Origin of the sequence: Dyadobacter linearis, from assembly GCF_907165045.1 — a bacterium.
GTDB lineage: Bacteria > Bacteroidota > Bacteroidia > Cytophagales > Spirosomataceae > Dyadobacter > Dyadobacter linearis.
On the sequence record NZ_CAJRAU010000004.1, the window covers coordinates 197,334 to 220,040 of the forward strand.

Consider the following 22,707-nt stretch of genomic DNA (forward strand, 5'->3'; position numbering starts at 1 on the left):
TGTTGCTCGGCTGATTTCAATAGCCAATGCATTCAAAATCCGTGCCTTTGGCGAAACTCAATTGCCCCGGGTTTCAACCCGGGGAGAAAAAGCTATCTCAATTCATATTCTGCAATCAGTGCATCAGCAGGAATGTGAAGAAGTCTGCTGAATTTCCGGACCATCGTTAAAGACAAAGCTTGTTTATAATTCAGGACTTTGCTGATAGTGCCTTTGTCGCCATATTCTTTTGCAAGGTCAACAGGCTTGTAACCAAAATCCTCCATTCTGATCTTGATAAGTTCGACCGGATCGACTTCCGGCAGCTCGCTCGTCCTTTCTTCAAAGTCTGAAATTAAGTGAGCCAACAAGAGTTTTTCCTTGTGCTCGGAAACTCCCGGTTCTGAATACTTGATTTCCTGATAGCGGGCGAGTGCAGCTTCGTATTCCTCTTCCGTATCAATTAAAAACCAGTCTTTTTTCAACTTTTTCATATCTGATTAATCAAAACGTTCAAATTGTGGAAGCATCAACCGCATCATATTCTGTGTGCGTGCCTATGAATCTTATCTCAACTATTTCATCCACATAATCGATTTCCACAATCAGCCGGTATTTATTTCCCACAATCTTAAATCTGGCTCGGCTTCCCGGGATTAGTGCGGCATTGGGAAAATCCTTCAATACATCAGTGCCTTTTTTCCAGATCGCCTTTCTGGTCACCGTCTTCCAGCTCGTCAGGCTTTTACCTGAGTCTGAATGCTTTTTAGCAAACTGATCCAGCTTGCGAGCTCTTACTATAATCATCCTTCAACTCAGTTTGACTTGTTTTGCATACGATAGTCTGATTAAGAAGTTGAGTGATGATTAAAAAACAGGTTGCCATAATCAACCAACAATGTTATAAATAAGTTGGCAAAATACCAACTATGAAAAGCGAACTGTATCCCAGATTTCAATCCGCGGACAGCACAAACGCTTCTTTCGCCGACCACATTTTTACACAGCAAGACAACATAATCTCACTTTTTCAGTGAAAAGTATAAAAAAACTTTTCACTTTGTAACCTATTTGAATTCAGCTAATTACTTATTCTGGAATGACTGAATTAATACTGCCGGACTCAACATTTGGGTTCTGCAGGCTTCACTTGTGGGGAATCTGGCACATCTTTTTAATAAAGCTTTTCGAAAACAATTTCACAGCAGATATTCCACTCGAAAATCAATATCAAATATGGTAGCTTCATTAGGTAACAACGCAATCAATACTTTAAAGCCAGGCGCAGTACTTACGGTAACAGGCGCCATTAATGAAACAGATGCTCAGAAAGAAATTGCAGATTTCCTGCAATCAAGTAACAGAACTGATTTGGGATATTTCCCTATTTCGAAAGACTACTTTTTGCTATATATGAAATCGGGGGGTACTGTAAGTGGAATTGCATAAAGTTTAATTTTTCGTTAGTAGAGAGACATGGTACAGTCAGGTACATTTCAATTGTTGGGGCAAAAGCTCATTAATATTATTATCCATAGAGACGACGTAGTGAAGATAGCACCGATTAAAAAAGGGCAGGGAACCGTCATTCATCTGAAAAACAAAGTTCCTTACGTCGTAAGTGAAAGCGAAAGGGAAGTTTACGAAAAGCTTAACTGGATCGCAGCATAACATTATCTATTGTCATGGAAATAAAAGAGAGGCTTCGGGAAACCGGTGCCTCTTATTTTTTGTACCAATAAGCGCAATGCACCGAACCTGCGCGGGTATATGCATGTTACAGTTTCGCTACACCACAAAGTTCAAATGCCAAAAAAGACATATTTCTTCCTGATTTTAATCCTGGGAAGTCTCACCGCACTCGGTCCGTTTTCGATCGATATGTACCTGCCGGGCTTTCCTGCAATTGCCAAAGACCTTAATACCACAGCCGCAAAAGTATCCCTTTCACTTTCCGGATATTTCGTCGGAATATCGCTTGGCCAGCTGCTTTACGGACCTTTGCTCGATCGTTTCGGGCGTAAAAAACCGCTTTTCATCGGGTTGGTTGTGTATATTCTCGCATCAATCGGCTGCGCATTTACAACGAGCATCGATGGCCTGATCGTGTTTCGCATCATTCAGGCAATAGGCAGCTGCGCGGCCGCGGTAGCATCTGTCGCTATGGTTCGCGATCTGTTTCCAGTTAGTGAGAATGCGAAGGTATTTTCTCTTTTGCTGCTCGTCGTGGGTGTTTCGCCAATGATCGCGCCTACGGTTGGCGGGTATGTGACAGCTATGTTCGGCTGGCACGCGGTGTTTTTTATATTGACAGGAATGGGTATCGCTATTTTGCTCGCGACCATTCTGTGGCTTCCCGATAGCTATAAGCCCGATAAATCCATGTCGCTGAAACCGAAGCCGATTATCATGAATTTCCTGGCTGTAATTCGCGAGCCCCAATTTTATACCTATTCAATCACCGGCGCTGTCGCTTTTGCGGGGTTGTTTGCCTATGTGGCCGGTTCGCCTATCGTTTTTATGGAAGTTTTTCACACGGATGAAAAAGTATACGGGTGGATCTTTGCATTTCTTTCGGTCGGATTTATCGGTTCCAGCCAGCTGAATACGTTTTTTCTGCGGCGGTTTAGTAGTGAACAAGTGGTGAATGCTGCATTGATCTGTCAGGTAATTATCGGAATTGCATTCCTGATCGCCGCGCTGAGCGGGTTACTGACACTTACCTTCACACTCGTTTTTCTGTTTTTGTTCCTTTGCTGCGTAGGTTACACTTTCCCGAATGCAGCGGCACTTTCGCTGGCTCCTTTCTCGAAGAACGCCGGCAGCGCCTCCGCATTAATGGGCGCATTTCAAATGGGAATGGGAACTTTGATTTCTGTCGCGATCAGTATGTTTGAGGTACCTTCGCTGATTCCGATGGTTGCCGCGATGGCATTCTCAGCATCGGCCGCATTGCTGATCCTGGTGATCGGCAGAAAGTTTATTACTACCAAAGTGGAAGTAAGTGCGGGTGCTGATGGCGGGGTAATGCATTGAAGATTTGGGGAGAAGGGAGGAAGGGAGGAAGGGAGGAAGGAGGAAGGGCGGCCCGCGTAGGGAGGAAGGAGAGGATGTTCTGGTAAGATTATGAAAATTATGAGTGAATATTTTAGGAAACTTCTTGATTTACTGAAAGTTGAGCGTGAGGAGGATAGGCAGGCTTATATCCGGATGACGGAAATGGCATCTGTTTCTGAGCGGCGCGCGAATGGACTGGCGTGGTACCCGATCGCGATACGGGGAAATGAAATGAGCCGGGGCGACTACCTGACTGTGGAAGTAGAGCGCACAACCCACCAGGATCTGCCGCACCAGTTACGGTTTGGAATGCCGGCCGTTTTGTTCAGTAACCACGAACCGAAGAAGGACCGGGTGGAAGGAGTTATCTCACACCAAAGCGGTAATAGACTCAAAATCACATTAAAAACCGACGAGCTACCAGATTGGTCGCGCGACGGAAAGCTGGGGATCGATCTGTTGTTTGACGACAATAGCTACGACGAAATGCAGAATGCATTGAAAACGGCGTCGTCGCGTGCGGAAAGTGAGAAGGATTCGCATTTAATAAGAGTTTTGACCGGAGAAAAATCGCCTGGTTTTGATGATACCCTTCTGAAAATTGATATACTCAAATTAAACCCCTCACAAAACGAGGCTGTCAATAAGATACTGTCGGCCAATGAATTGGCGATCGTGCACGGTCCACCGGGAACAGGGAAAACGACTACTTTGGTGCAGGCTATTAAAGCAATGCTGCTGAAAGATCGCAAACAGATCCTGGTCGTCGCGCCGAGCAATACTGCTGTGGACCTGCTGAGTGAAAAGTTAAGTGAAGAGGGGCTGGAAGTGTTGCGTGTGGGAAATCCCGTGCGCGTTTCGGAGCGGCTGCTTTCGCTTACGTTAGATAGTAAAATGGCCGCGCATAGTCGGATCAAAGATATTAAGGCGCTGAAAAAGCAGGCGGGAGAGTACAAAAATATGGCGCATAAATATAAGCGGCAGTTTGGAAAAGCCGAGCGCGAGCAGCGGAAAGCACTTTTTGACGAAGCCCACAAAATCATGAAAGATGTCGCGAGCATTGAGCAATATGTGACCGACGATCTTTTGGCTAAAACACAGGTGGTAACCGCCACGCTGGTCGGGGCGAACCACTATACGGTTAGAAGTTTGAATTACCATACCGTTGTAATCGATGAAGCCGGGCAGGCGCTGGAACCGGCCTGCTGGATCCCGATATTGAAAGCGGAGAAACTCGTGCTGGCTGGCGACCATTTGCAACTGGCGCCCACGATCAAATCGGCCGAGGCGGCCCGGAACGGACTGAGTACGACCTTGCTCGAAAAATCAGTAGCAGCACATCCGGAATCAGTGGTGTTACTGGAAGAGCAATACCGTATGAACGAGGCGATTATGGGTTATTCTTCCAAAGTTTTTTACCAAAATAAACTAAAAGCGCACACATCGGTAGCGACGCGCACACTATTCCCTGGCGATTCGCCGCTGGCATTTATAGATACCGCCGGTTGCGGTTTCGACGAAAAATTACAGGGTACCAGTTCCACAAATCCCGAGGAAGCCGCATTCTTGTTCAAGCATTTGTCGCAGCTCGTAAATGAGCTGACAGAAGCAAATAAAAAGCCGCTTGATATTTCCCAATTCCCTTCAATCGCCATTATTTCGCCTTACAAAGAGCAGATCAATATCCTGAAAGAGCAGCTGCTGCACGCGCCTGCGCTCAAAGATTATCTCTCTAAAATCGCCGTGAATACGATCGACAGTTTCCAGGGGCAGGAGCGGGATGTGGTGTATATCAGCATGACGCGCAGTAATCCCGAGGCAGAGATCGGATTTTTGTCGGATATCAGGAGAATGAATGTGGCTATGACGCGGGCGCGGAAGAAACTTGTCGTGATCGGGGATAGTGCCACTTTGTCTTCGTTACCGTTTTATACAGATTTCATCGCCTACGCTGAGGGACTTGGCGCTTACCAGAGTGCGTGGGAATTTGCGGATATTTAGCAAAAACACAAATACTATTTTTTTTCCAATGCAACCGGATTAGATTTAAGCGCATCTGTCTTTTCAAAGCGCTTACTCACTACCGGCTGCATTTATGCTCAAAAACTACTTCACTGCATTACTTCTTGTATTCCTGACCGCCAATCTGGCTTTTACGCAAACAGCCGCACCGGCCACCGGAATAAAAGGGCTTATCAAGAACAAAAATGGCGATCCGCTTCCATTCGCCGGAATACTCGTAAAAGGAACCAATATCAGCACGATTTCTAATGAAGAAGGCCGCTACCAGCTCGATCTCAAGCCGGGCTATTATGAGGTGATCTTCCAATATCTGGGATTCAAAACGGGCATGAAACCTTTTACGGTCGAGACCGGAATGCAGACTTTTGACCTTACGATGGAAGAGCAGGCGCTGAATCTGGGAGAAGTGAGGATTGGTAGTAAAGGTGAAGATCCGGCGTACACGATCATGCGGCGCGCAATTGCAAAAAGCCGCTACCACTTGTTGCAGGTGGATAGTTATACAGCCAAAGCCTATTCCAAATCGTCCATAGTGATCACCGATCTGCCGATGGAATTTCTGTATAAAAAGGAATTAAAGGAGATTGAAAATGAGACGAATTTTAAAAAGGGCGTCCCGATATTGAATGAAAGCGTTTCGATGGTGACTTTCAAGCAGCCGAATACTTACAAACAAAAAGTGATCGCTTCCAGAAATAGTCAGGACAAGGATTTTGCTAATCCGAATGCCTATTTGCTCGCGAGTTTTTACCAGCCGGAAGTTGTAAAAGCAGTGTCTCCGCTCTCGCCGCGCGCTTTTGCCTATTATAAATTCGAATATCTCGGTGCTTTTCGGGAGAATGGAATTGAGGTGAATAAGATCAAAGTGACGCCGCGCTCCTGGGGCGAGGGCGTTTACCGCGGCACGATCCAGATCATTGAGAACGAGTGGAGCATTTACAGCCTCGATCTGCAAACTGTAAATACTGGTTTTACGATCGATATCAAACAGGTTTATAGTCCGGTGCAGGATGTTTGGATGCCGGTAAACCAGCAATTTCACATTCGGGGAGGTATTTATGGTTTGAAAGGAAAAGCTGATTTTGTGATCTCGCAGTCTTTCAGCAATGTAAAAATCAACCCGACTTTCAGACCGGATATTGTGGTAGTGGATGGTAAAAAAGAAAAGGACGAGGCTAAGAAAGTGAAGCTCAGCAACCGGGAGATCAAATCGCAGAAACTGGAAGAAGTGGTGAGCAAGCAAAAGGAATTTTCGGCCAAAAACCTCCGAAAGTTAATGAAGGAATACGAAAAGCAGGACCTGAAAGAGAAGGAGGAAAAGGGGGAGGATATTGATCTTAATTTCACCAGAAATGATTCCACCGAGGTCGATTCCATGGCCAGCAGACGTACCATGGCATTCTGGGACTCGATCCGCACTGTGCCGCTCACGACCGCCGAAGTGAAAAGTTACACGCGGCTCGATAGTATTATTGTGGTAAAATCCGGGACTGAGGAACAGAAAGATAGTCTGAAAACCGCGAATGCAGACACTACTAAAAGCAAACGGAAAAGCGGCGGCGGGTCGGGATTTCTTAGCGATATTATCCAGGGTACCAGTTTTGGTTTGGGTAAAAAAAGTCCGTGGAGGCTGGATTATGTAAGTCCGCTGCTGGGCGCGCAGATCAATACTGTGGAGGGGCTTGCTTTGAATGGCGGCGGTTTTAAGTTGCGGTACCGCGGCGGCGATCCGAAGAAGAATATGGAAGGTATACAGATCGGGGAGAATGGTAATGTAAAACGTATCTCCTCGCGTGCCGGGCAGCAATTGTCATTCAATGCATTGACGCGCTATTCCTTTGCACGGCAAAAACTGATGGTATTCGGTGGGATCGATTACAGCAGAAAAAGGACCAGCCTAAACCTTTCCGGTGGACAGACGATCTCTCAATTCAACAGCGAGCACCCGATGCATCCGCTGCTGAACACATTTACCACACTTTTTCTGGAAAGGAATTTTATCAAGATATATGAAAAGGATTTCGTCCGCCTCGACTTTAAAACCGACCGGGAAAACGAACATTTTGAACTGAAAGCGAATATAGAATTTGCCGATCGCAGGCCGCTGCGCAATGTGCGTGATATGAATCCTTACAGCTGGATCGACTGGAACCGCCGCGCATTCACTTCCAACATTCCTTTCAATGAAGAAAATACCGACGGAAGCGGCACGGCCTCACTTGAAATCAACCCACATAAAGCCTTGACGCTTGGGATTTCAGCGGCTTACAAACCCTGGCAGAAATACCGGATTAAAGGCGGGAAAACCACTTTTTATGACGACGATTCGCCCATCTTATCCATTAACTACAGGAAGGGTATCAGTACTATTTTCGGCAGCGATGTTGATTATGATTTTGTCCAGATCGGGATTCAGCACGGTTTTGAAACCGGCGTGAGGAGTAAGTTAAGTTATAAGCTGGCAGCTGGTAAGTTTCTGAATTCAAACGCCGTACGTTTCCCCGATTATCAGCATTTTGCCGGAAACAGGTTTTTCTTCCAGTTTGGCGACCCGGTGAGCACATTCCGGATGCTCGACTATTACAGATATTCCACTGCTACGCAGTTTGCGGAGGCGCATGTTTTTAGCGAGTTTCGCAAGTTTTTGCTTACGCAGGTTTCTTGGTTTCGGGTTATGGGGATTAAGGAGAATTTCTTTTTGCATTACCTGGCTACACCTTCTTCGGATAATTATACGGAGCTGGGTTATGGTCTGGACGTAGGTATCCGCTTCCCGTTCCGAATTGAAGTCGCGAACAGTTTTGAGGGTTTCAAATACAAAAACACCGTTTTCCGGATCGGGACTACGATGAATATTAATCTGGGGCGGAATTAATCCGCCGCCAGCGCCTCAAACAATATCTCCGCCGGGTGCAATGCTTTTCGGCCGGTTCCGTCGTGGATCTGGTGGCGGCAGCTGGTTCCTGGGGCGGCGATAATTACTTCTTCGGGCTGCTGACGAACAGCCGGGAAAAGTACGAGCTCGCCAATCTGCATCGAAATATCATAGTGCTCTTTCTCGTAGCCGAATGAGCCCGCCATTCCGCAGCATCCTGAGGGGATCAGTTGTACCGTGTAGTTTTCAGGAAGTGAAAGCATTTTTTTGGTCGGTATCATGCTGGAAATCGCCTTTTGCTGGCAATGTCCGTGCAGCTTGATCAATCGCTTTTCCTTGGTAAACTGATCTTTAGAAATATGTTTTAACTCAATTTCGCGGGAAATGAATTCGTCAAACTGCAACGCATTTTGCGCCAGCTTTTTTGCGTCTTCCAGCATTTCGGTGCTTACCAGGTCAGGGTACTCATCGCGGAAAGTCAATATCGCCGAAGGCTCAATGCCTATCAGCGGCGTGTCGTAAGATATGAGGTCTCGTAACAGGCGGACATTTTCCTCTGCAATCTTTTTGGCGTCTTTTAATAGTCCTTTTGAGAGTTGCGGCCTGCCCGATGGTCCGTGATTTGGTATAACTACTTCGTAGCCAAGTTTTTCCAGGACCAGGATGGTTTTTTTACCAATTTCAACATCATTATAATTGGTAAACTCGTCACAGAAAAGGTAGACTTTTTTGCCGGTAGAACTGGTGCCTTTTCTTCGTTTTTCATACCACTTTTTAAGGGTAGTATTATGTAAAAGCGGCATCGAACGCTCGGGGTGAAAGCCTACTACCTGATTTGCTATTTTGCGCAGCGGCTTATTTTTAAAGATCAGATTATAAGCCCACGGCACATAACTTGCCAGTCCCGTCATTTTAGAAAAATTACCTACCAGCCACGACCGTAACGGAACCCCATGTACGTCGTGATATTGCTGCAAAAACTCCATTTTCAGCTTTGCAACGTCCACATTGGAAGGGCACTCGCCTTTGCAGCCCTTACAAGCCAGACACAGGTCATAAACCTCCTTAATCTCCTCATTATCAAATCGATTTTCTTTTGGAGATCTGGTCAGCATTTCGCGCAGGATATTGGCTCTTGCACGCGTAGTATCCTTTTCATTCCGTGTCGCCATAAAGCTGGGGCACATGGTACCGCCGCTCAATTGCGTTTTACGGCAGTCACCCGACCCATTGCATTGCTCGGCGTGCTGCAAAATATCCTGGTCGTGAAAGCGGAAATAGGTCTTGAACTGCGGCGTTTTCTGGTCCGCTTCGTAACGCAAAAACGTATCCATCGGCGCAGTATCGACTATTTTTCCTGGATTAAATATATTGTTGGGATCCCAAGCTTTCTTAATGTCCTTGAAAAGCTGGTAGTTGTGTTGCCCCACCATTTTAGGAATAAACTCGCCCCGCAAACGGCCGTCGCCGTGCTCGCCGGAAAGTGAACCGTCGTATCGTTTCACCAGGTCCGCAATTTCTTCCGCGATCATCCTGAATTGACGGTGTCCTTCGCTGGTTTTTAGATTGATAATAGGACGCAAATGCAGTTCTCCTGAGCCTGCATGCGCATAATGCACGGCCGACATTCCATGCTTTTTAAGTATTTCATTAAAGTCGCGGATGTATTCTGGCTGGTCATAAACGTCGATCGCGGTATCTTCAATGACTGCAACCGCCTTTTCGTCGCCGGGAATGTTGGCCAGCAAGCCGAGGCCCGCTTTACGCAACGTCCATATTTTTTTAGTATCGTCCCCGAAAAGCAAAGGATAGTGAAACCCGATTCCTGCCTCGCGAAGCTCCTGTTCCATCGCTGCGGCCAGTTGCTCCACTTCCTCTTTGGTCTCCCGGGAAAGGTCAACTACCAGGATCGCGGGGAAATTTCCGTCGGGTTTATTTTTTACAAAAAATGCATTTTTCTTCTGTTCTGCATTGGTAGCAGCACATTCGAGCACGTAATCATCGATCAGCTCTACCGCGTGCGGACCATATTTGAGCGTCAAAATAGTCGCTCTCAGCGCCTCGTCAATAGTGAAACAATGCACGCACACCAGCCCCTGCGTTTTCGGCGGAAGCGGAACAAGGTTTAATTTTATCTCGGTCAAAAAACACAATGTACCCTCAGAACCTGCGATCAGACTGCACATATTGAACTCCTTAGCAGGTTCATTTTCAGCTAGTCCCGCCTGATAAGGTTCCATATTAAGCAGCATATCGAGCGCATAGCCCGTATTTCGCCGCTCTACCGAAGGTTTCGGGAAGTTCTTTCTGATCTCCGCCTGGTTTTCGGCAGAAGCAAGGATCTCATTGGTTTTAAGATATATTTTATCAAGAAGTGTTGCGCTTCCATTTTTACGGGTGGCATCATGCAGCATTGCATTAAAATCGGCTGTCCGGATATTGGAAAAAACTGCATCGGAACCGTCGGCCAGGATCGCCTTTACTTCCAGGGTATGTTCGCGTGTACTTCCATAAACGATCGAATTGGAGCCGCAGGAGTTATTTCCGACCATTCCGGCGATCATCGCGCGGTTAGCAGTGGATGTTTCCGGACCAAAATAAAGTCCGTAAGGTTTGAGCGCCATATTCAGCTCGTCGCGTACGACGCCTGGTTCAACACGCACCCATCTTTCCTCTGCATTGATCTCGATGATTTTAGTAAAATTCCGCGAAACGTCCACGACGATCCCATTTCCTACCACCTGTCCGGCCAGTGAAGTCCCGGCTGTTCTCGGGATCAGGGAAATCCGGTTAGCCGTCGCAAACGAGATCAGCGCCTTGATATCCCCTAGAGACTTTGGAATAGCAACTGCCAGCGGCATTTCACGATAGGCCGAGGCGTCGGTCGCGTAAAGCGTACGCATGGTATTATCGTAATGCAACTCGCCTTCGAGGGTCTTTGAAAAGGAATTTAGCTGGTCGGTGGATACGGAAGAAACCGGTGTCATAAAAGCATTTGGACTAAAAAAGGAATGCAAAGTTACGCACTAGCCACTAGGATTTCCAGCATTTCTTTGAATGATTAACAGGCGGTTGATCCCCTGGAAACGACCGTTGGTTTGCCCATTTGCCGCGTTCGTTAATTAATCAGATTTTAATTGCATGTAACCGTATCGCTGCATTGCATTATCCGAATGATTTTTATTATTTTGTGTGAGTTGTAATGAAAATCTCTAACTATTTATACGAATAATCAGATAAACAAGCAGTTGTATTATAAGTGTTTAGCCGGTTACATTTTGTGATAAGTATTTAGAGTGCCTCAGAAGACCACAGATACCAAATTAATTATCTAACCTATGATGAATTTATCCTTTCAAGAATCTTATTATCAAGATGTTCTAGGGAGAAGCAACCGACTTTTCAGAACAGGCGCGCTCAAAGTGGGCATTTCTACGCTGATCGTTTTGCTTTTATCTGTTGTAAACATTGCTTACGCTCAGGATGTGGAGGTTACCGGCAAGGTAATTGACGGCAAAGGCAGCGGATTGCCGGGCGTTTCGATCACAGTAAAAGGTACCACAAAGGGTGCTAACTCGGATATGGACGGAAATTATTCCATCTCCGCCCCCTCAAATTCGACGCTCGTTTTCAGCTTCATTGGTTTTACATCCAAGGAAGTTGAGATTGGCAACCAATCTAAAATCGATGTAACGTTAAGTGACGACGTAAAGGCACTGGAAGAAGTGGTGGTTGTGGGATATGGTACTGCAAGAAGAAAGGACGTGACGGGAACAGTTACTTCCGTGAGTTCGAAAGACTTCAACGCAGGAATTAACCCAAACCCGTTACAGGCGATCCAGGGTCGTGTGGCTGGTTTAACGATTACCCAACCAAATGGTGACCCAAACACAAGCCCGACTGTGCGGCTTCGCGGTTACACTTCGCTCGCCGGTGGTAGTGATCCTTTATATGTAGTGGATGGAATTATCGGTGTGCCGATCAGCACCATTTCTCCTACTGATATCGAATCAATGGACGTATTAAAAGATGCATCTGCTTCTGCGATCTATGGTTCACGTGCTGCGAATGGTGTTATCATTATTACAACCAAACGTGGAAAATCGGGTCGCGCAACGGTCTCATTCAATAACTATGTGGGGGTGGATGTGATCTCGAATAACCTGAAACTGCTGGATGGTCCTGGATATGTTTCTGAGGTACAGCGTATTAAAGGTGATTCCTCACTATTAGATAGCCAGCGTTTTCCACGCGATGCCAGTGGCGGCTTTCACAATACCGACTGGTGGGATGAAATTTCACGCAGCGGTTTCACAAACAGCCACGACCTTGCGGTTTCCGGTGGTTCGCCTACATTCTCTTACCGGGGTTCTGTAAACTATACAAAACGTCAGGGTATCATTAAAAATACAGGGTTTGATCGTTTGACGGGCCGTATTAACCTTGATCAGAAAGCGCTTGACAACAGGTTGAACATTCAGTACAGCTTGTCTTATACCAATACAAATTCTGATCTGACTGACGGAGGTATCCTGGCAAACGCGACTTTGTTCCTTCCTACGCTTCCTGTACGCAATGCAGATGGTTCCCATTACGAGATCCCAGGTGCATTTGACCTCAACAACCCGGTTGCAATGTTGGAAAACGAAGTGTTCGGGCGTCAGAAAAATACATTGGTTGGAGCAGTCAATCTGAAATACGAAGTGTTAAGCGGATTGATCCTTGGCGTGAACGGCGCTCTTAAAAATGATCAGGAAGTAACAAGCCGGGCACGCGACAGGTCTGTGAAAGCTTTTCAGATTACAAATGGAGAGGCTTCCCGGAACCTGGGTCAGGAAAACGACAAGCTTCTGGAACTGACAGCTACTTATTTAAAAGGTTTTGGTGATAAAGGAAGCAACTTTTCACTTCTTGGCGGTTATTCCTACCAGAATATTGTTAGAGATGGATTCGGCGCGAATAACACACAGTTTGTTGCAACTGGATTGGGTTATGACAACCTTGGACTAGGATCCGGATCATTAATTCTTCCAAAAACAGGGTATGTAAGTTCATACAGAAACCAAACTTCTCTGGCATCTTTCTTCGGTAGAGGTACTTTAAATTTCAACGACAAATACAACCTGACAGCGACACTTCGCTACGACGGAAGTTCGAAATTCGGAGCAAACAACAAATGGGGGCTATTCCCGTCGGTTGCGGCAGGTTGGACAATTTCTGACGAATCTTTCTTCCCAAAATCAGAAGCATTCAATTATTTGAAACTGCGTGCGAGCTGGGGTAAAACGGGTAACTCCGAAGGATTGGTACCCTATCAATCACTTCAGTTATACGGACCAACTACATCTTATTATGACGGTAGTATCAACAACTTCCTTCCTGGATACGCGATCACACAGAATACAAACCCTAACCTGAAATGGGAAGTTGTTTCTCAAACAAACTTAGGTCTTGACTTCCAGTTCGTAAACGGTCGCTTCTCAGGATCGATTGATGTTTTTGACAAGAGAACCAATGATATGCTTTACAAATATTCGGTTCCTGCGGATGGTGTAAAATACTTCACCAACTTCATCTGGGCTAACGTAGGAGAGATGAGCAACAAAGGTATCGAGCTTTCGTTTGGAGGAAATGTTGTTGAGACTGATAATTTCACATGGACCAGCCGTTTGACAGGATCTTATATCAAGAACTCGATTATCAATCTGAAAAGTGATGATTTCGATTCAGGTATCATTCGGTTTAATGCATTCGGAGGCCGTGGTCTTTCCAACGTCTATGCTTCCATCCTTACACCCGGACTTCCACTTGGCTCGTTCAACAACGTAGGTCACTTTGTTGGGTTTGACGATAAAGGACAGATGTTGCTGGAACAAGCAGAGGGTGCAACACCGGTGACAGACCCTGCGAAGGCTAAGTTAGGATTTAAAGATAACCCGCAGCCTTACGTAACCGGCGCGTGGATTAACAGCGTAGCTTACAAGAAGTTTGACCTTAGCTTTCAGCTGAGAGGAGTATTTGGAAACAGTATTCTGAACAACCTGCGCTCTAACCTTTCTATCCCTGGATCTATCCTGGAAACCAATATGTTGGAAAGTGTAAAAGAACTCCCTGGTAATTTTAGCACTAATGCTCTGTCTGATTACTGGCTGGAAAAGGCGACTTATATTCGGCTCGACAACTGGCAGGTTGGTTATAATGTAACCTTGGAAAGCAAATACCTGAGCAACGCACGCATTTACCTGGGTGGAAATAACCTGTTTATCATTACAAAATACCGCGGGGTAGATCCTGAGCTTGAAGTGAAGGGAGATTTTAACAATGATATCTCAGCGCCAAACAGCTTGGGTCTGGATGCAACCGGTATTTATCCTAAGACACGTACATTCCAGTTAGGAGTTAACCTGACATTCTGATATGACCGAGTAGGGTTGTGCTAACAAGCCAGCCGATTCGTCCAAACTTAAAATGAAAATTCAAATGAAACTCAAAGTAAAACATATATTACTTGGCTCCGCATTACTTCTGAGCGGCCAGGCATGTACTGATCTCACTGAAACACCCTTTGACGTAATTCCGACGGATCAATTTGGTTCTACGCCACAGCAACAGGCGGCACTACTTGGGCCACTTTATAGTTCGCTGGGTGATTATTTCGGAAGGTATGCAGAGTTTAATACGGTTACTGACGAGCAGGTAATCCCTACCCGAGGTGGTGACTGGAAGGACAGTGACGCTTGGAAACGTTTGAAACAACATTCGTGGACACCACTTGGTGACGATGATAAATTTAATGGTATGTGGACTTGGTGCTATAATGCCATTACCTCGATCAATCAACAGTTGAATAATCCGGAAATTACGGATGTTGCTACGAAGTCGGAACTGCGTGCATTACGTGCGTTTTACCACTATATATTACTTGATCACTTCCGTAATGTTATTATCGCCGACAAACTTGGCGGTGACGGTCCTACCCAGAAAACGGGAGCAGAAGTATTTGCCTGGATTGAGAAGGAACTGAAAGAAGTTTATCCAAACCTGAGCGAAACTACGGGTGGCGCTTATTACGGCAGGTTCAACAAGTACGTAGCTGATATGACCCTGGCTAAACTGTATATCAATGCAGAAGTTTATACAGGTACACCGAAGTGGGCAGAAGCAAAGGCGGAATGTGATATTATCATCAACTCCGGGAAATACGCTTTGTCAGCTGACTTTTTCAGCAACTTCTCGACGCAAAACCAGTCTTCAAAAGAGAATATCCTGGCGGTTCCTTACGATGCATCAAAGAGAGGCGGCTTTAATATGAATATGCGTACGCTCCACTATTTGAGCCAGTTGACTTACAATACGCCGCAGGCACCCTGGAACGGATACTGTACTGCGACAGAGTTTTACAACTCGTTCAAAGAAGGGGATAATCGCAAGAATATGTGGATCGTTGGACAGCAGTTTTCGTCAGACGGTAAGCCGCTTACAGATGATGGAAAACCATTCATTTTCACACCCGAAATTCCAGCTTTCGAAATGGCAGCGGGACCTGTTGCAAGACTTGCAGGTGCGCGAAGCCAGAAATACGAGATCCAACGAAACGGAGCAAGTAATGATCAGGATAACGACTTTGTAATTTTCCGTTTGGGTGACGCTTATCTGTTGCGTGCAGAAGCTAATCTTCGTCTTGGAAAAACTACTGATGCGATCAAAGATGTGAACATTATCCGCGAAAGAGCTGGTACTACGCCGGTTACGACGCTTACACTGGACGGATTGCTCGCAGAAAGAGGCTTTGAAATGGCCTGGGAATACACCCGTCGTCAGGATCTGATCCGCTTTGGACAGTTTAACAAAGCGTGGCAGTTTAAAACCGCTTCGCCTGTATTCAGAAATATCTTTCCGATTCCTTTGTCACAATTGCAGCTTAACCCAAATCTGAAACAGAACCCGGGTTACTGATTTTCTTTAATTATAATCATCTTTGACAGGAGCAAGCTTATTTCCAAGCTGCTCCTGTTTTAATTTACATAATGTGATAGTTTCTTCGTCAGAAGCAACAATGATTTTTTACCTCCGATGATCAAGATCAGTAAGGGACTTTCGGTTTGTGCGCTAGGTGTTTTAATTTTTTCAGGGTGTTCAAAAAATGAAAAAAAGGATACACTTTTTCAGGAAATGTCTTCCTCAGAAACGGGTATTGCTTTTGAAAATACGATCACAAACAGTGAGGAATTCAATATTTTCAACTACCGTAATTTCTACAATGGCGGCGGCGTCGCGATAGGGGATATTAATAATGATAACCTACCCGATGTATATCTGATAGCCAATCAGGGCGACAACAAGCTTTTCCTGAATAAGGGAAACTTTCAGTTCGAAGATATTACAGCCAAAGCAGGTGTGGTCGGAACAAAATCGTGGAGTACGGGAGCGACTTTTGCCGATGTGAACGGAGACGGGCTGCTCGACTTGTACGTTTGTAATGCAGGTCGATCCGAGGAACGCGCCAATGAGCTTTTTATCAATAAAGGCGACGGTACATTTACTGACCAGGCAAAGGAATACGGACTCGCCGATGGCGGATATTCAACGCACGCCGCATTTTTCGATTTCGATAAAGACGGCGATCTGGATATGTTCCTGCTCAATAATAGCTTCACGCCCGTGGGGCGGCTGGCTTATGCCAATATTCGCAACCAGCGAGACAAAGAGGGCGGCCACAAGCTATTCAGAAATGACGGCAAAAGTTTTACAGATATCAGTGAAGCTGCGGGTATTTACGGCAGTTTGATCGGCTTCGGGCTGGGTATCACAATCGGGGATGTAAATGACGATAATTGGCTCGATCTGTACATTTCCAACGATTTTTACGAGCACGATTATCTTTATATTAATAATCACGACGGTACATTCACAGAATCAATCCAGTCGGCGATGGAGCATACCAGCCTGTCTTCAATGGGAGCCGATATTGCGGATATTAACAACGACGGGAAGCTGGATATATATGTGACCGATATGCTGCCCGGCATTGACCGGCGGCTGAAACTGACCTCTACTTACGAAGGTTACGACCTTTTCGAGCTTAAAGTGTCACGTGATTTTCATCACCAATACATGCAAAATACATTGCAACTCAACCAGTCAGGCGGGCCCGACGGGAAAACTTGGTTCAGTGAAATTGCCAGATTTACAGGCACCCACTCCACGGATTGGAGCTGGGGTGCCTTGATTTTTGATATGGATGCGGACGGGCAAAAGGATATTTTTGTCGCAAACGGGATTAATAAAGATCTTACTAATCAGGATTTTGTCGCGTTCCTGGCCGACCCTTCGAATATTGCAGAAGTGAGCCGGACAAGAAAGTTTGACTATAAAATGTTCCTCGATAAAATGCCTTCCGAGCCGCTCGCGAACTACGCTTTTCGGAATAATGGCAACCTGTCCTTTGCAAATCATTCGGAAGATTGGGGACTCAATACTCCCTCATTTTCAAATGGAGCGGCTTATGGAGATCTGGACAATGACGGCGACCTCGACCTGATCGTGAATAATGTGAACAGTCAGCTTTTTGTATATAAAAACCGATCAAATGAACGGAAGGATTTTCATTATGTGAAGTTTAAACTAAATGGCGACCAGGGAAATGTGAATGCGATCGGGGCGAAAATATATGTGCACCAGTCGGACAAAACGCAGATGCTGCAACAAATGCCAAATCGCGGTTTTGAGTCTTCTGTCGATCTGCGGCTCGTTTTCGGATTGGGTAGTAATTCTGCTATTGACTCGGTCAGAGTAGTTTGGCCAAATGATAAAGAGCAGATTATCAAAAAGATATCGGCCGACTCTACCTACACATTAAACCAAAAAGACGCTACTGCCCCGTGGAAGATCCGTAGTCAAAAAGGCTCGGAAAGCTTTGAAGAATTGACAGCCGGCGGAATTGATTTCACGCATAAAGAGGCGGAATATGTGGATTACAATCAGAATCCGCTGGTGAAACAAATGTATTCGCGGCTCGGGCCCGGACTGGCGACTGGTGACGTGGATAAAGACGGGCTTGACGATGTTTTTATCGGCGGAGCGTCGGGGCAGGGAGGCAGGCTTTACCGCCAAAAATCTAACGGTGCTTTTGCCGAAATAACACCCGATATCTTAAAAAATGAAACCGAAATGGAGGTTTCCGATGCGGCCTTTTTTGACGCCAATCAGGATGGGAATATGGACCTGCTGATCGTGTCGGGCAGTAACGAGTTTAAAGATGACGATGATATATTGCAGCCAAAGTTGTTTCTGGGCGATGGGAAAGGCGGTTTCTCGAAAAGTAACGGTTTGCCAGGATTGAAAATCAATGCATCCTGCATTGCAGTGGCGGATTATGATAAGGATGGTGACCAGGATATTTTTATTGGGTCGAGATTGAAGTCGGGGCAATATGGTATCGATCCGCCGAGTTATTTGCTGACCAACGATGGGACCGGAAATTTCAAGAATTACACCAAAAGATATATTTCGCAAGTTGAGCAGCTGGGGATGATAACGGACGCAATTTGGGCCGACCTCGACGGAGATACTTATCCAGAACTCATTGCGGTTGGCGACTGGATGCCGGTTACTGTTTTTAAAAATAACGGGGGAAAGCTTGATCTGGGCAAACAGGAGTTTAAAAATGAAGCGAGTAACCCGGTTAAAACGAACGGCTGGTGGAATACTGTCGCAGTGGCTGACGTGGACGGCGACGGCGATCTGGATATTATCGGCGGGAATTTGGGGTTGAATTCCCGGTTGAAAGCCAATCAGGAAAAGCCGGTTGAAATGTATGTAAAGGATTTTGACAACAATGGCATTACCAAGCAGATCATCACTTGTCCTGACGAGACGGGCGAGCTATTTCCGATGGTAATGAAACCCGATCTGCTGCGGGCAATGCCTTCCTTGAAGAAGAAATTTGTGAAGTTTGAGCAGTATGCGGACAAGAAAATCGAAGATGTGATTGATAAAAAAGATCTGGAAACGGCGGTGAAGAAAGAGGTTTTTATGCCTGAATCTGCAATTTTTATAAATAACAATAAGGGAACAGCATTCACTTTCAAACCTTTGCCTCCACTGGCGCAATTATCTCCCGTCCACGCAATCATCCCGACGGATTATGACAAAAACGGAACCATAGACCTGATCATTGCGGGGAATTACTACAACGTTTTACCCGAGATCGGCAGGTATGATGCGCTCAAAGGGCTGATATTGAGCAATAGTAAAGGGAATTTTAATGCGGTAATGCCTTCGGAAACGGGTTTGTGGACGGAAAATCAGGTACGGCAAATGCGCCAGTTGAGCCAGGGTCAGATCGTGGTTGGAAACAACAATAGTAAAATTCAGGTATTCAGACCGGTAAGCGGGAAAAAAGTGACTTCTCGTCCCGGATTAGCATCGAAATGAAGAAAATAGCATTGATAGTATTCGCGGCAAGTGTGTTTTTTCAGGCCTGCAAGTCGGATAAAAAGGAAAAGGAAAAGCCCATGTTTGCGGTGAAAGATTCTGCCGCGACGGGCGTTGCATTTACCAATAAGGTTGTCGGAAATGAAAAGGTAAACCTGATGGACTACCTCTATTTTTATAATGGTGGCGGAGTTGCGACGGGCGATATTAACAACGACGGACTTACCGACGTATACTTTGTGTCGAACCAGGGGAAAAACAAGCTGTACCTCAATAAAGGCAATTTTAAGTTTGAGGATATTTCTGAAAAAGCGGGTGTGGAAGGTTTTTCTGACTGGCAGACCGGGGTTACCATGGCGGATATAAACGGCGACGGACTACTGGACATTTACGTTTCTGCCGTCGGGAATTTCAGAGGAATGGAAGGAGCTAATGAGCTCTATATCAACAATGGAGACCTTACGTTCACAGAGAAAGCCGCGGATTATGGGCTGGATTTTACAGGATTTTCTACCCAGGCTGTGTTCTTTGATTATGACAAGGACGGAGATCTCGATTGTTACCTCTTGAACCACGCCGTGCACACGTCGCGCAGTTATGATCGCGTAAGTACCAGGCATTTACGCAATAATGAAGCTGGCGATTATCTATATGAAAGTAAGGTCAGCAATACAAAGGTTACTCCTGAAAGGGCCGTGAAATTTGAGGATGTAAGTGAGAAAGCAGGGATATATGGCGCTGCAATGGGGTACGGTTTGGGAATTGGAATAGCGGATCTGAACAACGACGGCTGGGACGATATTTATGTTTCCAACGACTTTCACGAAGATGATTATTGCTACATCAACAACAGAAACGGCACTTTTACCAATAAAAGCAGCGAAATGTTCCGATACACGAGCAGGTATTCAATGGGGAATGATATTGCCGACGTGAATAACGATGGGTATCCCGATATCATGACGCTCGATATGTACCCGGAGGATGAGGCAATTGAGAAATCGTCGATAGGGGAAGATGCATTGGACATTTATCTGTACAAACTTTCATTTGGTTATATGCCGCAGCTGAGTCGCAACTGTTTGCAAATTAATCAGTTTGGTAAAAAATTTATCGAAGTTGGTGCGATGGCGGGATTGGCTGCAACAGATTGGAGCTGGTCGCCGCTGCTGGCTGATTATGATAATGACGGGATCAAAGATCTTTTTGTAAGTAACGGAATTGCTCACCGGCCCAACAACCTGGATTATGCCAAATATGCGGCAGACGATTCGCTGCGTTACGCGTCTGAAACCTCAATGGAGCTGGACAAGAAGGCGCTGGAAATGATGCCCGAAGGCAAAGTGCATAATTACATTTATAAAGGCTCCACCGGGCCGGTTTTTGAAGATAAGTCGGCCAGCTGGGGTTTTGAAACGCCTTCGCTGTCGAATGGAGCGGCTTATGCGGATCTGGACAATGATGGCGACCTGGATCTTGTGATCAATAACCTGAACGAACCTTCGGTATTTTACCAGAATCAATCAAATACGGTTTCAGGAAATGGGTACCTGCGCATTAAACTGGAAGGTTATCCTCAGAATACTTCTGCAATAGGCGCGAAGGCGGTTTTGAAACAAAAAGGCAGCATTCAAATGCAGCAGCTTTCGACTACCCGGGGCTTCGAGTCTTCGAGTGAGCCGATTTTGCATTTTGGTATTGGAAAAGAGACGGTTATCGATTCAGTGATTATAGTTTGGCCCGATCAGCGCGAGCAGATTTTGACCCGGGTCAAAACCAACCAGATGCTTAAAATCAAATACGAACCGGCGAGTTCTACATTGAAAAATAACCAGCAACTTGTTGAACCGGCGCCCGCAACGCTTTTTACAAATGTGACAGATCAGTTTAAAATACCTTACAAACATGCTGAAAACCTGTATTTTGATTTTTATCGCGAAAGCTTAATGCCATTTATGGTTTCTACGGAAGGACCGAAAATAGCGGTTGCTGATGTGAATGGAGATGGGCTGGAAGATATGTTTGTCGGTGGTGGAAAATGGCAGGCGGGCGAGTTGTACCTGCAAACAAAAGCCGGCGCATTTGCTTTGAGCAGGCAGGCGGATTTTCGGGCAGATTCTACGTTTGAGGATATCGAAGCGGTGTTTTTCGATGCCAATAAAGACGGTTTTCAGGATCTGTACGTGGTATCAGGCGGGAATGAATTTTATGGGAATATGCCCCAGCAGAACGATAGGCTGTACTTCAACGACGGAAAAGGAAACTTTAAAAGAAATGAAAAAGCATTGCCGCCGATGCTTGTCAATAAATCGTGTGTAAAGCCTTTTGATATTGATAATGACGGAGATCTGGATCTGTTTGTCGGCGGAAGAGTAGTGGGATTCAATTATGGAAAGGCTGCGGATTCTTATATATTGATCAACGACGGGAAAGGGAATTTTTCTGATCAAACCAAAAATCTTGCTCAGGGGCTGCTGCAAATTGGCATGGTTACCGACGCGCTCTGGGCGGATATCGACGGTGATAAAGTAGCCGATCTGGTAGTGGCAGGCGACTGGATGCCGGTAACTATATTTTTGAATAAAAAAGGGCGACTGAAAAAAGCGGATCAATACAAGGTTCCAGCCGGCTTCTGGCAATGCATTCAAGCTGCGGATTTTGATCAGGACGGTGATATTGACCTTGTTGCAGGTAATATCGGCAGCAATACAAAATTCAGAAAACGTGCTGATTCTCGTTTGAAAATGTGGGTAAAGGATTTTGACAACAACCAGGGCCTCGAACAGGTTGTCGCGTATAGTGTGGATAGAAAATGGTATCCTATTGCATTCAAAGACGAGCTCGGAAAGCGCATTCCTTCGATAATTAATAAGCGTTTTACAGATTATAAAACATTCGCAGGCAAGACCATAGACGAAATTTTCAAGCCGGAAGAACTGCGTGACGCGCGGTTGCTGGAAGTGGAGAAATTTGAATCTGTTTATATTGAAAACAAAGGCGGAAGTTTTGCTATTCACGATCTGCCTGCTGCTGCCCAGGTTTCTAAAATGTTTGCATTTGCGGTAGCTGATATCAATAATGATGGTAAGCCTGATCTGCTCGGCGGCGGCAATTACCTGGGCGTGAGTACCTACCAGGGCCGATACGATTCGAGTTACGGGCTGGTTTTATTGAATGAAGGAAAAGGGAAGTTTAAGTCCGTATCTGCTGTTGCAAGTGGTTTTCTGCTCGAAGGAGAAGTGCGGGATATTAAGCCGATTACTAAAAACGGCGAAATTTTTTGGCTTGTTGCGCGTAATAATATGCCGGTTTCAATATTTCAGCCCGTCAGATAGATC

The 22,707-nt window shown here is 45.7% G+C and carries 12 protein-coding genes; 9 read left to right on the top strand and 3 right to left on the bottom strand.

Translation table 11 applies throughout. The features are described 5' to 3' along the window. Positions 1-92: 92 nt before the first annotated feature. The gene (locus KOD92_RS15430) at positions 93-473 is read right to left on the bottom strand and encodes a helix-turn-helix domain-containing protein (protein ID WP_215234477.1); all 381 of its coding nucleotides are present in this window, start codon (positions 471-473) and stop codon (positions 93-95) included. A gap of 19 nt (positions 474-492) precedes the next feature. Next, a complete protein-coding gene (locus tag KOD92_RS15435; RefSeq protein ID WP_215234478.1) occupies positions 493-786 on the bottom strand; it encodes a type II toxin-antitoxin system HigB family toxin in 294 nt (97 codons plus the stop codon). 429 nt (positions 787-1,215) lie between these two features. On the opposite strand from KOD92_RS15435, the gene KOD92_RS15440 reads away from it, so the two are divergent. From KOD92_RS15440 to KOD92_RS15460, 5 genes are all read left to right on the top strand, one after another. After that, the gene (locus KOD92_RS15440; protein WP_215234479.1) at positions 1,216-1,428 is read left to right on the top strand and encodes a hypothetical protein; all 213 of its coding nucleotides are present in this window, start codon (positions 1,216-1,218) and stop codon (positions 1,426-1,428) included. A gap of 27 nt (positions 1,429-1,455) precedes the next feature. Next, positions 1,456-1,650 (top strand): hypothetical protein, encoded by a 195-nt coding sequence (locus KOD92_RS15445; RefSeq protein ID WP_215234480.1) that lies wholly within the window; start codon positions 1,456-1,458, stop codon positions 1,648-1,650. 135 nt (positions 1,651-1,785) lie between these two features. Then, positions 1,786-3,015: a multidrug effflux MFS transporter gene (locus KOD92_RS15450; protein ID WP_215234481.1), complete on the top strand. Its 1,230-nt coding sequence runs from the start codon at positions 1,786-1,788 to the stop codon at positions 3,013-3,015. Positions 3,016-3,114: 99 nt separating this feature from the next. Beyond that, on the top strand, positions 3,115-5,037 hold the full coding sequence (locus KOD92_RS15455; RefSeq protein WP_215234482.1) for an AAA domain-containing protein: 1,923 nt from the start codon (positions 3,115-3,117) through the stop codon (positions 5,035-5,037). Between the two features lie 94 nt (positions 5,038-5,131). Next, a complete protein-coding gene (locus tag KOD92_RS15460) occupies positions 5,132-7,933 on the top strand; it encodes a DUF5686 and carboxypeptidase regulatory-like domain-containing protein (RefSeq protein ID WP_215234483.1) in 2,802 nt (933 codons plus the stop codon). Here the strand turns inward: KOD92_RS15460 and KOD92_RS15465 are convergent. Then, positions 7,930-10,920 (bottom strand): FAD-binding and (Fe-S)-binding domain-containing protein, encoded by a 2,991-nt coding sequence (locus tag KOD92_RS15465; RefSeq protein WP_215234484.1) that lies wholly within the window; start codon positions 10,918-10,920, stop codon positions 7,930-7,932. The genes KOD92_RS15460 and KOD92_RS15465 overlap by 4 nt on opposite strands. Before the next feature lie 351 nt (positions 10,921-11,271). Here KOD92_RS15465 and KOD92_RS15470 point away from each other — a divergent pair, with 351 nt between their 5' ends. The 4 genes from KOD92_RS15470 to KOD92_RS15485 all read left to right on the top strand — a co-directional run bounded on the left by KOD92_RS15470 (position 11,272) and on the right by KOD92_RS15485 (position 22,704). Continuing rightward, complete coding sequence (locus KOD92_RS15470; protein WP_215234485.1) at positions 11,272-14,349, top strand: SusC/RagA family TonB-linked outer membrane protein; 3,078 nt, start codon at positions 11,272-11,274, stop codon at positions 14,347-14,349. A gap of 64 nt (positions 14,350-14,413) precedes the next feature. Further along, positions 14,414-15,889, top strand: a complete 1,476-nt coding sequence (locus KOD92_RS15475; protein WP_215234486.1) for a RagB/SusD family nutrient uptake outer membrane protein — start codon at positions 14,414-14,416, stop codon at positions 15,887-15,889. Positions 15,890-16,105: 216 nt separating this feature from the next. Then, complete coding sequence (locus KOD92_RS15480; RefSeq protein ID WP_229254690.1) at positions 16,106-19,369, top strand: VCBS repeat-containing protein; 3,264 nt, start codon at positions 16,106-16,108, stop codon at positions 19,367-19,369. Next, positions 19,366-22,704 (top strand): VCBS repeat-containing protein, encoded by a 3,339-nt coding sequence (locus KOD92_RS15485; RefSeq protein ID WP_215234488.1) that lies wholly within the window; start codon positions 19,366-19,368, stop codon positions 22,702-22,704. Before KOD92_RS15480 ends, KOD92_RS15485 begins: the two co-directional genes overlap by 4 nt. The last annotated feature ends 3 nt before the right edge of the window (positions 22,705-22,707 follow it).